The sequence below is a fragment of the Vibrio sp. CJQ_6 genome, from assembly GCF_043106745.1.
Classification (GTDB): Bacteria; Pseudomonadota; Gammaproteobacteria; order Enterobacterales; family Vibrionaceae; genus Vibrio; species Vibrio furnissii.
This window is the reverse complement of the sequence record NZ_JBICMV010000008.1, coordinates 805,731-822,250: the sequence shown is the minus strand read 5'-3', so window position 1 is coordinate 822,250 and position 16,520 is coordinate 805,731. Positions and strand designations below refer to the sequence as shown.

General features: G+C 50.4%; 10 protein-coding genes. 8 read left to right on the top strand and 2 right to left on the bottom strand.

Going from position 1 to position 16,520, the window contains the following annotated elements; all coding sequences use genetic code 11:
• Window positions 1–217: 217 nt before the first annotated feature.
• From ACF8PK_RS05905 to ACF8PK_RS05880, 6 genes are all read left to right on the top strand, one after another.
• Window positions 218–1,471, top strand: coding sequence for an aromatic amino acid transport family protein (locus tag ACF8PK_RS05905; protein ID WP_392440498.1), 1,254 nt, complete (start codon window positions 218–220; stop codon window positions 1,469–1,471).
• A gap of 92 nt (window positions 1,472–1,563) precedes the next feature.
• The gene (locus tag ACF8PK_RS05900) at window positions 1,564–2,925 is read left to right on the top strand and encodes an L-serine ammonia-lyase (RefSeq protein ID WP_038151083.1); all 1,362 of its coding nucleotides are present in this window, start codon (window positions 1,564–1,566) and stop codon (window positions 2,923–2,925) included.
• A 167-nt stretch (window positions 2,926–3,092) separates the two neighbouring features.
• Complete coding sequence (locus tag ACF8PK_RS05895; protein WP_055466885.1) at window positions 3,093–4,280, top strand: efflux RND transporter periplasmic adaptor subunit; 1,188 nt, start codon at window positions 3,093–3,095, stop codon at window positions 4,278–4,280.
• Complete coding sequence (locus tag ACF8PK_RS05890) at window positions 4,280–6,238, top strand: MacB family efflux pump subunit (RefSeq protein WP_206980263.1); 1,959 nt, start codon at window positions 4,280–4,282, stop codon at window positions 6,236–6,238. Before ACF8PK_RS05895 ends, ACF8PK_RS05890 begins: the two co-directional genes overlap by 1 nt.
• Before the next feature lie 6 nt (window positions 6,239–6,244).
• Complete coding sequence (locus tag ACF8PK_RS05885) at window positions 6,245–7,615, top strand: efflux transporter outer membrane subunit (RefSeq protein WP_392440495.1); 1,371 nt, start codon at window positions 6,245–6,247, stop codon at window positions 7,613–7,615.
• A 414-nt stretch (window positions 7,616–8,029) separates the two neighbouring features.
• Window positions 8,030–11,431 (top strand): hypothetical protein, encoded by a 3,402-nt coding sequence (locus ACF8PK_RS05880; RefSeq protein WP_392440493.1) that lies wholly within the window; start codon window positions 8,030–8,032, stop codon window positions 11,429–11,431.
• Window positions 11,432–11,500: 69 nt separating this feature from the next.
• Here the strand turns inward: ACF8PK_RS05880 and ACF8PK_RS05875 are convergent, their stop codons facing one another.
• Window positions 11,501–12,334: an alpha/beta fold hydrolase gene (locus ACF8PK_RS05875; protein WP_392440491.1), complete on the bottom strand. Its 834-nt coding sequence runs from the start codon at window positions 12,332–12,334 to the stop codon at window positions 11,501–11,503.
• 319 nt (window positions 12,335–12,653) lie between these two features.
• Entirely contained in the window at window positions 12,654–13,019 is a 366-nt protein-coding gene (queD, locus tag ACF8PK_RS05870; RefSeq protein ID WP_004725710.1) for a 6-carboxytetrahydropterin synthase QueD, read from the bottom strand.
• 282 nt (window positions 13,020–13,301) lie between these two features.
• Here queD and ACF8PK_RS05865 point away from each other — a divergent pair, with 282 nt between their 5' ends.
• On the top strand, window positions 13,302–14,915 hold the full coding sequence (locus tag ACF8PK_RS05865) for a methyl-accepting chemotaxis protein (protein WP_055466890.1): 1,614 nt from the start codon (window positions 13,302–13,304) through the stop codon (window positions 14,913–14,915).
• A gap of 164 nt (window positions 14,916–15,079) precedes the next feature.
• Window positions 15,080–16,480, top strand: coding sequence for an asparagine--tRNA ligase (gene asnS / locus ACF8PK_RS05860; RefSeq protein ID WP_014205004.1), 1,401 nt, complete (start codon window positions 15,080–15,082; stop codon window positions 16,478–16,480).
• Window positions 16,481–16,520: the final 40 nt, after the last annotated feature.

Here is a 16,520-nt window from a genome sequence, read left to right as displayed (position 1 = left end):
AGTTTTTCTCATCCTTCGACATACTCGGATAACTTTATCTAATCCATTCCGTTAACATTTTTTACATGTAGCACAGTTTTTTCGTGATCCACGATGTGTTTTTGACATATCATTCAATAAGCGCAGATAATTCATGATTTAGATCTATTTTTCGTAGGAGAAAATTCTGCAAAATTGCGCTCGACTTATTTCCTGTTCCCAAAATGAGTAAAACAACATGAATACAACAACTACGGTTTCGTCTACCACACAATCTGCTGGTAAATGGACCTATAAAGATTTCGTATGGTCTCTGTCGCTATTCGGCACCGCCGTTGGTGCAGGCGTGCTGTTCCTACCTATCAAAGCAGGTGCGGGCGGTTTTTGGCCATTAGTTATTTTAGCCCTTATCGCTGCTCCAATGACGTGGTTCGCTCACAAAAGCTTGGCCCGTTTTGTTTTGTCTGCGAAAAACCCTGAATCGGACATCACCGACACAGTAGAAGAGCACTTTGGTAAAACTGGCGCTAACCTTATTACCTTTGCTTACTTTTTTGCGATTTACCCTATCGTGCTGATCTACGGTGTTGGTATCACGAATACGGTGGATTCGTTCTTGGTTAACCAAATCGGCATGGAATCTATTCCACGCTGGCTACTGTCTGCTGCGCTGATTTCAGCCATGACAGCGGGCGTTGTGTTTGGTAAGGAATTGATGCTGAAAGCAACCTCTGCGATGGTTTACCCACTGGTATTCATCCTGTTGGCGCTGTCTGTCTTCCTGATCCCAGAATGGAACACATCCATGATGCAAGTGGCACCTGATTGGTCTGCTATGCCAGCAGTCATTTGGCTTGCGATTCCAATCATCGTGTTCTCATTCAACCACAGCCCAATCATCAGCCAGTTCACCAAAGAACAGCGCATGCAACATGGTGAAAATGCCGTTGTTAAAACGGACATGATCACTGGTGGCGCAGCGATGATGCTGATGGGTTTTGTGATGTTCTTCGTTTTTTCTGTGGTTCTGTCTTTGTCACCAGAAGAGCTAGCGATGGCACAAGCGCAAAACATCAGCGTTCTGTCTTACTTGGCCAACATCCATGCATCACCACTGATCTCTTACTTAGGTCCAATCGTGGCATTTGCGGCAATCACATCAAGCTACTTTGGTCACTTCTTGGGTGCACACGAAGGTCTGGTTGGTCTGGTGAAATCTCGCAGTGCAATGCCAGTTAGCAAAATCGAGAAAATCTCTCTGGCATTCATCGTCGTCACCACTTGGATCGTCGCGATTGTTAACCCAAGTATCCTTGGCATGATTGAAACCATGGGCGCACCAATGATTGCTGCAATCTTGTTCCTACTGCCTGTATTCGCAATGCAAAAAGTGCCTGCGATGGCGAAGTACAAGACTTCAACACCAGTGCAAATTTTCACAGTTATTTGTGGTCTTGCTGCCATTAGTTCTGTAATCTACGGCGCTCTTTAATCTCGGCCTCACGCATGAGTTTAAAGCACAGAATATAACGATAATAAAGAGCCTCCCTTTTCTAAGGGGGGCTTACTTTTGAGGTAATCAATATGATTAGTGTATTTGATATCTATAAAATCGGTGTCGGTCCTTCGAGCTCACATACAGTCGGACCGATGAAAGCGGGTAAGCAGTTTATTGATGACCTGCGTGCAATGGGAAAATTGCGCGACATCACTAAAATCACCGTGGACGTTTATGGATCATTATCACTGACAGGGAAAGGTCACCACACTGATATCGCAATCATCATGGGCCTGGCAGGCAACTCGCCAGAGAAAGTGGATATCGATGCAATTCCGGGCTTCATGGCTCGCGTTGAAGAAACTGAACGCCTTCCTGTTGGCATGCACTGTCATACAGTCTCCTTCCCTCGCGAAGGCGGCATGAATTTCCACAAATCGAATCTGTCACTGCACGAAAACGGCATGCAGATCCACGCGTGGATTGACGATGAAGTTGCTTACTCGAAAACTTACTACTCGATCGGTGGTGGTTTCATTGTTGACGAAGAGAACTTTGGTAAAGCGATTGAATCTCCGGTTCAAGTGCCTTACCCATTCAGCTCTGCTGAAGAACTGGTTCATCAGTGTAAAGAAAGTGGCCTGTCGATGAGTACACTGGTCATGGCAAACGAAAAAGCGCTGCATTCGGATGAAGAAGTACGCACTTATTTTGCCAACATCTGGCGCACCATGCGTGAGTGTATGGAACGCGGCATGAGCACTGAAGGCATTCTGCCTGGGCCACTGCGCGTGCCTCGCCGTGCGGCAGCACTGCGTCAACAACTGCTGACATCTGAAAAAATCACCAACGACCCAATGGCTGTGGTTGACTGGGTGAACATGTACGCTTTTGCCGTGAACGAAGAAAACGCTGCCGGTGGCCGCGTGGTGACCGCACCAACGAACGGCGCTTGTGGCATCATTCCTGCGGTTTTGGCGTACTACGACAAGTTCATCCAAACCGTAACCGAAAAAGATTACATCCGTTACTTTGCGGCTTCTGGCGCAATCGGTGGTCTGTACAAGCAAAACGCATCCATCTCTGGCGCTGAAGTGGGCTGTCAGGGTGAAGTGGGCGTTGCCTGTTCAATGGCGGCTGCGGGTCTGGCTGAACTGCTGGGTGGTAGCCCTGAGCAAGTGTGTATGGCGGCTGAAATCGCGATGGAACACAACCTTGGCCTGACGTGTGACCCGGTTGCCGGTCAAGTGCAGGTGCCATGTATCGAACGTAACGGTATTGCAGCAGTGAAAGCAATCAACTCGACCCGTATGGCACTGCGTCGCTCTTCTGCGCCGCGCGTGTCTCTGGATAAAGTGATTGAGACCATGCTGGAAACCGGTAAAGACATGAACGCGAAGTACCGCGAAACGTCCACAGGCGGTTTGGCAGTGAAAGTGATCTGCTAATCCCCCACCGGAACAAAATTGAGCCCGATGCCCTGTCATCGGGCTTTTTTGTGCCTGCTTGACGAATCTTTACTTAGTTTTACTCACTAACGACTTGTTTCAAATCGTGATCCGCTTATAAATAGTCATCATTATCACCATGCAAAAATGGGTTTGTTTTTAGTCTCATGTCAAAACGTCTTATGAAGAAAAAAGTCATTGCCATCGCGTTAGTTGGCCTTTTTGCAGCCGGAGCTGGCTACTATTTCTATCCAAAAGAAACGCCACCGAGTTTTGCAACCGAAACGGTCTATCGTGGCAAGATTGAAAATACTGTGCTGGCCACCGGGATGCTGCAAGCGTCCAAATTAGTTGCTGTGGGTGCGCAGGTCTCCGGTCAAATTGAGAAACTGGCCGTTTCGCTGGGCGATGAAGTCAAACAAGGCGATTTGGTGGCTCAAATTGACAGCCTAACCCAACAAAACTCGCTCAAAGAAGCCAATGCGTCGCTCAATAGCATCAACGCACAAATCCGCGCCAAACAGGCGCAAATTCGCCAAGCGCAAGCCGAATACAATCGTCAAAAAGGCATGTTGGCAGACAAAGCCAGCTCCAAAGCCGACTATGAATCCGCGGAAGCATCGCTTGAAGTTTATAAAGCAGAGCTGGAACAACTAAAAGCCAATTTGGAGCAAGCCAAAATTACCGTGGACAGCGCCAAAGTCGATTTGGGCTACACCACCATTCAAGCGCCGTTTAATGGCACCGTGGTTTACAGCGCCGTCGAAGAAGGCCAAACCGTGAACGCCAATCAAACCACCCCCACCATCATCGAACTGGCTCAGCTCGACAAGATGACCATCAAAGCGCAAATTTCAGAAGCCGACGTGGTGAATGTGAAGCCGGGTCTGCCCGTCTATTTCACCATTTTGGGGAAACCGAATAAGCGTTATCACGGCACATTACGCGCCATTGAACCGGGCCCAACCCTGATGGATGGGGATGATAAAGATCTGTCCGTGAGTGATTCAGAAGCAATTTACTACCACGGCCTGTTTGAAGTGGATAACCCAGATCGCGTGCTGCGCATTGGCATGACGGCGCAAGTCTCTGTGATTTTAGATAAAGCCGATGACGCGCTCTTGGTCCCTGCGCAAGTCTTGATTCGTCAACCGGGGCGCGAACAGAGCTATCAAGTACCCGTGCTAGTCAATGGCAAGGAAGAGATGCGTGATGTGACCGTTGGCATTAATAACAAGGTCAACGCCGAAATCACGTCTGGTTTGAATGAAGGCGATCAAATCATTTTGGGCATGCCGGGTCAAAATGCCTCCTCATCGAACCGTCGCATGGGCCCACCGGGGATGCGTTTCTGATGACACAAGCGTTACTTCAAATTAATCACGTTTACCGCCACTTTGCGGCAGGCGACGAGACGCTGACCGTACTCAAAGACGTCAACTTGACGATTGAGCGCGGTGAGATGGTCGCGATCGTCGGCGCATCCGGCTCCGGTAAATCGACCCTGATGAATATTCTGGGTTGTCTTGATCAGCCCAGCACGGGCGAGTACTGGATCAACGGCCAAGATACGTCGACTCTCGATTCCGACGAACTGGCACGCCTGCGCCGTGAATACTTCGGCTTTATCTTTCAGCGCTATCACCTGCTCGGTGATTTGACGGCCCTTGGAAACGTAGAAATTCCCGCCATTTACGCTGGTTACGACAAAACATCGCGCCAAGAACGCGCCACCGCCCTGCTCGGCCGTTTGGGATTGTCTGATCGCTTGGATCACAAACCGAACCAACTCAGTGGCGGCCAACAGCAACGGGTGTCCGTTGCACGGGCATTGGTCAACGGTGGCGATGTCATTTTGGCTGATGAGCCCACCGGCGCGCTCGACAGTAAAAGCGGCTCAGAAATGATGCAGCTCCTGCAAGAGCTGCATCAAATGGGTCACACCATCATCATCGTGACGCACGATATGAAGGTGGCCGAGTACGCTGACCGTATCATCGAAATTAAAGATGGTGAGATCCTCAGCGACACCGTCAACAAACCAGCTCAAGCTGCGACAAACTTCGACGCCGTCAAAGACCCCAAAGCCAACACGGCGTTTTCTCGCAGCCGCAAACTGCTGGATGATTTTTGGGAAGCGCTCAAAATGGCGCTGCTCGCCATGTCAAACCACAGATTGCGTACCTTCTTAACCATGTTGGGCATCATCATCGGTATCGCCTCCGTGGTGTCGGTGGTGGCGCTCGGGAACGGCTCACAGAAATCCATTCTCGACAGTATCTCCTCCATGGGGACCAACACCATCGACATCATGCCCGGGACCGGATTTGGTGACCGGCGCTCCGGGCGAGTCCGCACCTTAACGGCGGCGGATGCGAATGCGCTATCCAATCTCTCGTTTGTCGACAGCGTGACGCCCACGCTGAGTACGTCCGTGACGATCAAATACGGTAACCAAGCCGTCACCGCCACAGTGCAAGGGGTTGGCCCAGACTTTTTCCGCGTGCGCGGCTATGAGCTAAGCGATGGTCAATACTGGGATCAATCGAGCGTGCAAGCCATGGCGCAAGAAGCCGTGATTGACAACAACACCCTGAAATCCTTGTTCCCGAATCAAGACCCGATTGGCGAAGTGATTTTCGCAGGCAATCTGCCGGTGCGCATTATTGGTGTCACAAAGGCCAAAGAAAGTGCGTTCGGTAATAGCGACTCGCTCAACATCTGGGTACCCTACACCACCGTCAGCGCACGCATGATGGGTCAGAACTATTTGAACCGTATTTCGGTTCGCGTGAATGACCATACGCCGAGCGATGCCGCTGAACAGGCGATCATCTCCTTGCTGAAAATGCGCCACGGCACGCAGGATTTCTTTACCATCAACACCGATACCATTCAGCAAAACATTCAGAAAACCACCGCGACCATGACGCTGCTGATCTCCGCCATTGCGGTCATATCCCTGATTGTTGGCGGCATTGGGGTGATGAACATCATGCTGGTGTCGGTCACAGAACGGACGCGTGAAATTGGGGTGCGTATGGCGGTGGGCGCGAGACAAAGCGACATATTGCGCCAGTTCTTGATTGAAGCGGTTTTGGTTTGTTTGTGTGGCGGGACGATCGGTATCGGGGTCGCCTATTTAATTGGTGCGCTGTTTGCCACCTTTGGTAGTAGTTTTTCTATGATTTATTCAACCACATCCATTGTGTCTGCGTTCTTGTGTTCCACCCTGATCGGCGTTTTGTTTGGTTATTTGCCTGCGAAAAATGCAGCGCAACTGAACCCAATTGACGCCTTGGCACGGGAGTAACCCTTCATGAAACGCTATCAATATTCGACCATCGCTTTGTGCGTCTTGTTGGCAACAGGCTGCGTGGCGCGCTCCGAACTACCCGAGCAACAGCTGGATGTGCCAGCGCAATGGCAAAACGGCCAGTCACAGCCTCAAGAACAAGCCATAAGCCATTGGTGGACCAGCTTTGGCGATCCACAACTCGATGGTTGGATCGACCAAGTGCTCGCATCCAACAGTGATTTAGCGCTGGCCACCCTCACACTGCGCCAAGCACGCTTAGAAGCCGGTTTAGCCACCAGCGATACGTATCCGGATGTCTCCGGCACAGTGTCGGCAGATCGCTCCAAGCCACTCGATGGTGGCGACAGTTCGAAGAGTTATCAAGCCAGTCTGAGTGTCAGTTATGAGTTGGATCTATGGGGCAAATTGTCAGCCGCCAAAGACGAGGCGATGTGGACAGCGCTAGCAACACAACAAGAGCGTGAAGCCACAGCGCAAAGTTTGGTCGCAACCACTGCGCAGCTGTATTGGCAGATTGGTTACCTCAATCAACGGGTCGAACTGAGCAACAATGACATCAACGATGCCCAAGAGACGCTCGCACTGACTGAAAGTCAGTATCGTCACGGGTCGGTGACGCGCCTGAACGTGCTTGAAGCGCAGCGCACACTGGCCGGGCTTGAAGCAACACATCGCGACTACCTGCAACAACGCACGGAAGCAGTGAACGCGTTTGCGATTTTGTTTGACCAGCCGCCGCAAGACTTGGCATCACGCATTCCTGCCCTACCCAATTACGCCGTTCCTGCGGTGGAAGCGGGTGTGCCTGCCGATGTCTTGAGCCGTCGTCCCGATGTCAAACAAGCCTTGTTCGAACTGAAATCAACACTCGCCGCCAAAGATTACAGCGACACCAACTACTTCCCATCGCTCACGCTGACGGGCGCGTTGGGCGGTTCGTCAACCGAACTGCGTAAGTTGCTGAGCGATCCCATTGGCTCACTGGGCGCTGACCTGACCATGCCGTTTCTGAATTGGAATGAAATGCAGCTCAATCGCGACATTGCGCAAGTGAAATATGAATCAGCCATCATCACTTATCGCAAAACACTGTATGCCGCTTTCCAAGATGTCGACAATGCGCTGTCCGCCAAAGAAAACTACGCGTTTCAGGCCGAGAAACTGCAAAAACAGTACGACGCAGCAGCAGAGGCCGCCCGCATTTATCAAAGTCAGTATGAATACGGCGCGATTGAGATCACCACCTTGCTCGATGCACAGGAAAATGAACGCAGCGCTAAAGCCTCGTTATTGGAAAACCGTTACAACCAATTGGTGAATATGGCGACGGTCTATCAGAGCTTAGGGGGTGAGGATATTATTCAGGAATAATTCATTCTTTCGTTGAGTTATTGATTGATAAAAACTCACCTAACGTATGAGTACCAACGCTTTTGTCCGATCACGATGATCATTTCAAAAGCTTGGTACTCAACACATGTTTAAGAGAGATGCGTCACAGTGTTCCCAATTATTATTATTATCTCTGTATTTTACGCCTCTTCGCTGTAGCCACTTGTTTTATGGCGTGATTACATCCACCTATCGTTTTCCCCCTCCCCCTTATTGACATATAACCTGAATATATCCTGTTCATTTTATTTACACTCAACGACCATCGTCATTGATTCGTCAACGATTCGTCATTTGACAAATACGGTTCATAAATTATTTTTCGATGTGATATTCATCCAATAAATATCAAAAATAACGATTCACATCAGAACTAAGGAATTGTCTATGCGAATGAAAACGTCAGTAATCGCATTGGGGCTGTTCAGTAGCCTCACACTGTACGGTTGTGGAAGTGATGATTCAGAGGAATCCACCACCAGTTACAGTGTCAAAGCGATCGATGGTTACTTAAACGGCGCTCTGGTCTGGCTTGACCTAAATGAAAACTTCCAACTGGATGAAGGTGAGCCAAGTGCGACCTCCCAAGCTGGCGGGGTCGCAACACTCGATGTTGACGGCATTGAAGATCCCTCGATTTATCCGGTCGTCGTGCAGGCGATCGCCAACGAAACCATTGATGAAGACACGGGCAACGCCATTGTCACAGGCTTTACCATGTCGGCTCCCCCCGGTGTCGCTCAAGTCACCCCCTTGTCGACCTTGGTGCATCTTGAAGTGAAATCCGGCGGCTCGGCCGACATTGCCGCCGCAACCACCAAAATCGCCGATCAACTTGGCATTAACGAAGCCGACGTTCTGTCTGATTATGGAACCGACAGCGGCAGTAAAACGGCGGCTTTCGCTGCGCGTAACTTGGTGTCATCGCAATCCATTCCAGAATCACCCAGCGAACTCAATGATGCCGCCAATGACACCGATGGCACCAATGAAGTCCTCGACAACGCGGCAGAAAAATCAGCCACGATTAAGACCACCGTCGAGTCAAGCAGTGAAGAAGAGTTGGAGAACATTTACCTCAACAGTGCCGGTAATCTCGACGAAGACTCCGACGGTGATGGATTTCCAAACGCCGACGACGATTTCGACGACGATCCATTGGAATGGCGCGACACCGATCAGGATGGTACGGGCGACAATGCCGATACCGATGATGATGACGATGGCGTACTCGATACAGACGATGCTTTCCCACGCAACGGGGACGAAACCACAGACACTGATGGTGATGGCATTGGTGACAACGCCGACCCCGATATTGATGGCGACGGCTACCTCAACGAAGACGATGATTTCCAAACGAACCCACTTGAGTGGTTAGACACCGACGACGATGGCACCGGAAACAACGCTGACACCGACGATGATGGCGATGGCGTGCTCGATACGGAAGATGACTTCCCACTAGATAGCAGCGAAACCACCGATACCGATGGTGATGGCATTGGTAACGAAGCCGATACCGATGACGACGGTGATGGCGTGCCTGACGTGATCGACGGCGACGCCTTGGATCCTGACGTTGGCGCCAGTGATATTGGCCAGATCATTGCCTACATGGCTGAGCAAACCACGCTCTACGCCGTGTATGCAGACGAAGACGACAACGACGTGATGCGCGTTTATAGTGAGCAACTCGATGTCAACGGCACCATGGCGACCATGACCACACAGACGGTTGTGAAAGCCAACAAAACCGAAGTCGACGTCGATATTGGCAATTCTGATTGGTTGCTGACATCGTCAGGCTGGGCGACGCAAAGTGGTGAATACACCATCGACTTTTCCAACAATCTGTTAGTCGCTTATCCCACCGATTATCCTGACATGAGTTATTCGCTCAGCGGCAGTATTACGTCACTGGTCGATGAGGTGATTGCAGAGAGTGACTTTGATTGGGATGAGTATACCGATGAGAGCGCCACCTTCCCGGCCGATTCTTATCTGATCAAACTGGGGTTAACGCCAACACAAGATACTTACTACTTGTGGGATTGGACCCCGTATTTGCATGACAACCTCAATAGTGATAGCCGCAATGACATCACTGCACTGAGCGAGTTGATATTTGACACGCTGGGGGCCAGCTCGGTATCCACCGGAGAGTTCCAAGGCATGAGTATCGGCGAGGACATTGCGGTGAAATTCGTCGATGATAGCAGCAGCAAAACCGCGCAATACTACACCATCGATTGGGATTCAGGCTTTGCCACACTCGTTGCGACCGGCACCTGGTCTTTGGAAACGGTCAACACCGAATCCTTGTTGCTGTTTAGCGTTCCGAGCGCTGCGCTCACCGCGTTTGGCGATGATTTCGATGAACCAACGGCGGACATGTTGGTCAGCGTGTATGATGGCGCCGTTTACATCGGGAATCACGAAACAGCGGATGTTTTGCTTGAGAAAGAAGACATCGTACTGATCAGCGCCGCAGCGAAAGAAGCGTTGATTAACGCCGCCGACATTCCACTCACCCAGTGCAACGAAGGCGATTCGGACGGTACCTCCTCTGTGGGAATGACCGAATTTGAAGCCGCGATCGAAAGCTGTTACGGGGCGAGCCCAATCACCACTGAGATGGTAAGCGGCCAGAACTTCCATCGCATCCGTGGTGACGGGAGTACGCGTGATTACACCTTCAATGCCGATGGTTCGCTGACGGTTTACAAAGACAGTGTTGAGTCGTACACCGCCTTGTGGACCATCGAAAACAACTACGTCAAGATCACGTATGAAGGCAATACCGAGGAGAGCTGGTATTGGGCGCTGGTCGATTACAACGACACCAACTGGTCACTGAAATTCCTTGAGACTTATCTCGAAGACACCACACCCATCACTGAAATTTGGGCGGACACGGTGAGCTTGGTGGATGTGGGAAGCTGCGTGATTGAAGAGGGTTTGGAGAAAACCTACAGCGACTTTGTTGCGACCTTGAGCGCCTATGAGCAGTGTCACGAAGGGCTGCCAAGTATTTCGACAGCCGACCTGGATGGTGCTGAGTTGTATCGCGTGAAGTCCAATGGCGAAACGCGACTCTATACCTTCGTTTCAGATGGCACCGCAACGTACTACAAAAATGGCGTCGCACGTTCGAGAACCTGGTCGATCAATGACGAAGGATTCATTGAAATTCGGTATTCCGACACCGGTATCGATCAATACCTGGCGCTGCTGGATGAACCAGAAAACGATGAACTCCAATTTGCCGTGTTTGCTCCGGACGACAGCGAAATCTGGCTCACCCAATACACCAGCATTGATGGCTATCCCGACATTGAAGAGTGCACAACGGGTAACTCTGACTACGATGAGAATGATGATCCAATCACCACCTCGACCTATGCAGAATACACCCAGTACGTGGACGATTGCTTGGCAACAACAGGCTCTGGTGCCGCATTCAGCAGCGACTTCATGGAACAGTTGCCACGCAGCATGAACACCACTTATGACGGCGAAGTTGAGTCCTATACCTTCAACGCGGATGGCGCCACAGGCACCTACAGTGAAGGCGCTGAATCCTTCAACTTTAGCTGGAGCGTTGACGATGAGTTGGGCGAGTTAATTGTCACGTTGAACGTCAATGGGCAAACTTACATTGATAATATCCGTATCGTCGATTCCGATGGCGTTCAGTTCTCAATGAAAGTGCTCTCGCGCTCAACTGAGTTGGATGGCACCGATGAAACCAGTGGCGGCGATCTGTGGACGGGAATTTATACATTTGAATAATTCCCCCCACACGCCAACATAAACGATAAAACGCAAAAGCCGCCCGATTGGGCGGCTTTCTTCATTGACTTATTGTTGGATGAAACGCAACAGGTCTTGATTGATTTGGTGTTTATGGGTAGTACAAATGCCGTGTGAGCCACCTTGGTAAACTTTCAATTCTGCATGAGGCAGCTGCGCCGCGGCCGCTTGACCACAGGTTTCAAACGGGACGATTTGGTCGTCGTCGCCATGAATCACCAAAGTAGGAATGGTCATCGCTTTCAAATCTTCACGCAAATCCGTTTCAGAAAATGCTTTCACACAGTCATACAAGGCTTTGATTGACCCTTGCATACCCTGACGCCAGAAGCTGTCTCTCACCCCTTGCGACGGTTTAGCGTCCGGGCGATTGTAACCGAAAAACGCTTCGGACAGATCGCTGAAGAACTGCGAGCGGTCCTCTTCGACACCGTGACGAATGCCATCAAACACTTCAAGTGGCACGCCATTTGGATTGAATTCGGTTTTCAGCATGATGGGGGTAATCGCACCAATTAAGACCGCTTTGGCCACACGTGCAGTGCCATGACGTCCAATGTAGCGCGCCACTTCGCCGCCGCCAGTGGAGTGACCCACATGGATGGCATTTTTAATATCCAGATGCGCCATCAATTCAGCGAGGTCATCTGCATATTGGTCGAGATTGTGACCTTCCCAAGGTTGTGACGAGCGGCCGTGGCCACGACGGTCATGCGCAATCACGCGGTAACCCTGTTGTGCAAGAAACAGCATTTGATCTTCAAATGCATCTGAGCTCAACGGCCAACCATGACTAAACACAATCGGTTGACCTTCACCCCAATCTTTGTAGTAAAGCGATGTGCCATCTTTTAAAACCAAGTAGCCTGAGTTGTTCATCATAAATCTCCACTTAAATCGTAATACATCTGTTTTTGTTGTCGTTGTTGTTTTGACAGGGCTCATGCTGCGCCTAAAAACCCTACGTGTATAACGGAATTAATCGATGGGATTAATGAAAAAAATTCTCAGACCTTGTGCCATGGATGTGAATATACTCTTTCCCCGTATGCCTGCTTTAAGGACATCACCTCATTCGTGAAGCCCGCTTTTGCCGTCACTGAATGCCACGTGATAGTCACTTGATGCCAGTGGATAAGAAAAGCAGACACAAAAAAAGCCAGTCGTTAATAGACTGGCTTCGTCGCAATTTGCTCAGGGCTTAGGCGTCGCCGCTGTAGATACAACCTGCGGTGCAGGTTTCTTTAATTTCGACTTTGCTCAGCAACGGCAAGCTTGGCTTGAGCTGTTGCCAAATCCATTTCGCCAGCACTTCGCTGGTTGGGTTTTCCAAACCGTCAATGTCATTCAGGTAGTAATGGTCGAGACGATCGTAAATCGGCTTAAACGCAGCCTTGATTTCAGCAAAGTCGACCAACCAACCCGTATGAGGATCCACGTCACCTGCAACATACAGGCGAACCAAAAAAGAGTGTCCGTGCAAGCGACCACATTTATGGCCTTCCGGCACGTGTGGTAAATGGTGAGCTGCTTCAAACATGAACTCTTTGTAAATCTCGGTTTTCATCTTGGTTCTCGGGCTTTCAAAAGAGACGCAATACTACGGAATCTCGCTCTGTGAGACAAGTCACTCCATCAGTAATTCCACACTTTCGAGTACGCATCGCGCTCTTATCAGCGTCGTAAATATGGCACCGATGTCAAATTTTTGAGCGCAATGTTGCTGCGTCACATTTCTAAAAACCATATTTTGTTTGTGGTCACAGTAACTTAAGTTTCATTTTTGCACTACTTTACTTTAACGCTATATTCACATCGTCAACCCTACATTAAAAACTATAAGCGAATCATGAGCTCAACCATTACAACTAAGCTTTTGTTGACCCTAATTTCCGTTTTCGCCATGGTGTTGGCTGGCTCAACCGCCTACCAATATTGGCAACAGCGCGATCTGATCAACTCCGTCCTCAGTGAACAGTTGCACGATAAAGCGAGCAACTATTTTGACAGCCTCAATATGATGATGCTCACCGGCACCATGGCGCAAAAAGAAACATTGCGCCAAAAGGCGTTAGCGCAAGATGGCATTGAACAAGTGCGTGTGTTGCGTGCTGACGCTGTCAGCAAGTTGTATGGCCCCGGACAGGAAAACCAAAAACCAGTCGACGACATCGATCGCCGCGCGCTAGGCGGCGAATTCATCCTTGAGCCCTATGAGGCCGACTGGGGCAAAGGCATTGTGGTTGCCCTGCCGATGAAATCGAGCGAAAGCTATCGCGGCACCAACTGTGTCGCCTGCCACATGGCACCAGAAGGTGAAGTCCTCGGTGTGATTCGTCTGGAATACAATCTCAACCACCTCAACAAACTCATTAGCCACCGCACACTGATTGGTGTGGGCATCATGGCCGTCATCGCATTGGTGGGCTTTTTGGTCACCATGATGCTGATTCGCCGCATCATCGTCCGCCCGCTACAGCGTACATCCAGCTTCATGAGCCGCGTGAGCGAGAGCAAAAACTTGTCACAACGCCTTGAGCACAGCAAGAAGGACGAATTGGGACAACTCGCCACCGCCATCAACTCGCTCATGGATACGGTGTCTCACAGCTTGGAACAAGTCCAGAAAACGTCTCATTCGCTCGCCAGTTCGGCAAACCGACTCACGGATGTGGCGCAGGTCACTGACCAAGCGGCCAATAATCAGCAACGTGAAACCGCCGAAGTCCAGATCAACATCGAAGAAATGCAAGCCAAACAGAGTGATGTCGAACAAGCCACCGTCGATGCGTCTTCGCTCATCAATCACACCACATCGGTCGCGCAACAAAGTGCACAACAAGCACATGTGGCCAGTCAAGACATCAAGCATTTGGTCGGCGACATTGAATCGGTGAAAGATAAAATTTCCCAGCTCAATGATCAAACGGGTGAAGTGTCGTCCATTTTGGAAGTGATCAAAGGTATTGCTGAACAGACCAATCTGCTGGCGCTGAATGCCGCCATTGAAGCAGCCCGCGCGGGCGAACAAGGACGCGGATTCGCTGTCGTGGCAGATGAGGTACGCAACCTCGCCTCGCGCACGGCCGAAGCCACCGGCAACATCGAAAAAATCATCGCTCAATTCCAGCAAGACAGTGAACAATCGCTTTCGTCGGTCGACACGGTGTGCGCGCAAGCCCATCAACGTTCAGGCGAGGTGGAAGAGTTGTCTGCGGCCATGACCAACGCAGTGTCGGAAATGCAACAAGTGCTGGCCCACGCGCACAGTATTCAAGAGCAAACGCGCCTCACCACGCGAGTCAGCCAAGATGTGCAGGGCAAGATCGAAGTCATCACCCGTCATGCCGATGACACCTCACAATCGGCCACACAAACACGTGAAATCAGCTTGGATCTCGAACAGTTGTCGCAACGCCTGGAATCTTTGCTCAATCAATTTACGCTTTCGCATAAGAAATGAGCGTTCAGAGCACATTAATGGTTGATGCCAGCGAATTGACAGGTAATATGTCCCGTTGAATCTGTAGAATTCAATCCAACCCAATGTTTCGCTTATTTTTTAAACATTAAGCACATTTTAGAACCGTGGGTGGAGTTTTTACCTCAATGGAGACTATATCAAACATGACTTACGCGCCTGTAAAAGACGTACTTAGCGGTAAGCTGGCAGTAGACAGTGAAGTCACTGTCCGTGGCTGGATCCGTTCGCGTCGCGATTCCAAAGCTGGAATTTCATTCCTTGCCATCTATGACGGCTCTTGTTTCGACCCGATTCAGGCCGTGGTCCCTAATAATCTGAATAATTACAACGACGAAGTATTAAAGCTGACAACCGGCTGCTCTGTCGAAGTAACAGGTAAAGTGGTTGAATCTCCTGCGAGCGGTCAAGCATTCGAATTGGCAGCCACCGACGTGAAAGTGGTTGGCTGGGTCGAAGATGCAGACACTTACCCAATGGCGAAAACCCGTCACTCAATCGAATACCTTCGTGAAGTGGCGCACCTGCGTCCACGTACCAACGTGATCGGCGCTGTGGCCCGTGTGCGTAACTGCCTGTCACAAGCGATTCACCGTTTCTACCACGAGCAAGGCTACTTCTGGGTCTCTGCGCCACTGATCACCGCTTCTGACGCTGAAGGTGCAGGCGAAATGTTCCGCGTATCAACGCTAGACATGGAAAACCTCCCTCGCACAGACGCAGGCAAAGTGGACTACAACGAAGACTTCTTTGGTAAAGAAACGTTCCTGACTGTATCGGGTCAGCTCAACGCAGAAACTTACGCGTGTGCACTGAGCAAAGTCTACACCTTCGGTCCGACGTTCCGTGCTGAAAACTCAAACACCAGCCGCCACCTTGCGGAATTCTGGATGGTTGAGCCTGAAGTGGCGTTTGCTGAACTAGACGACGTGGCGAAACTGGCAGAAGACATGCTGAAGTACGTCTTCAAAGCTGTTCTGGAAGAGCGTCGTGATGACCTTGAGTTCTTCGCTCAACGCATCGATAAAGAAGCGATCACTCGTCTGGAGCAATTCGTTGCTTCTGATTTTGCACAAGTGGACTACACCGACGCGATCCAAATCCTGCTTGATTCTGGTCGTGAGTTCGAATTCCCAGTTGAATGGGGCATCGATATGTCTTCTGAGCACGAGCGTTTCCTTGCTGAAGAGCACTTCAAAGCGCCGGTTATCGTGAAGAACTACCCGAAAGACATCAAAGCGTTTTACATGCGTCTGAACGACGACGGCAAAACCGTTGCAGCAATGGACGTACTTGCCCCTGGCATCGGTGAAATCATCGGTGGCTCTCAACGTGAAGAGCGTCTAGACGTTCTGGATGCACGTATGATTGAAATGGGCATCGACCCTGAGCACATGAGCTGGTACCGCGACCTGCGTCGTTACGGCACCGTACCACACGCAGGCTTTGGTCTCGGCTTTGAGCGTTTGGTGTCTTACGTGACTGGTATGGGCAACGTCCGTGACGTGATTCCATTCCCACGTACACCACGTAGCGCAAACTTCTAATTTGGTTCTAACCGAGATCGAAGTTAGTTTGAATTAAGAA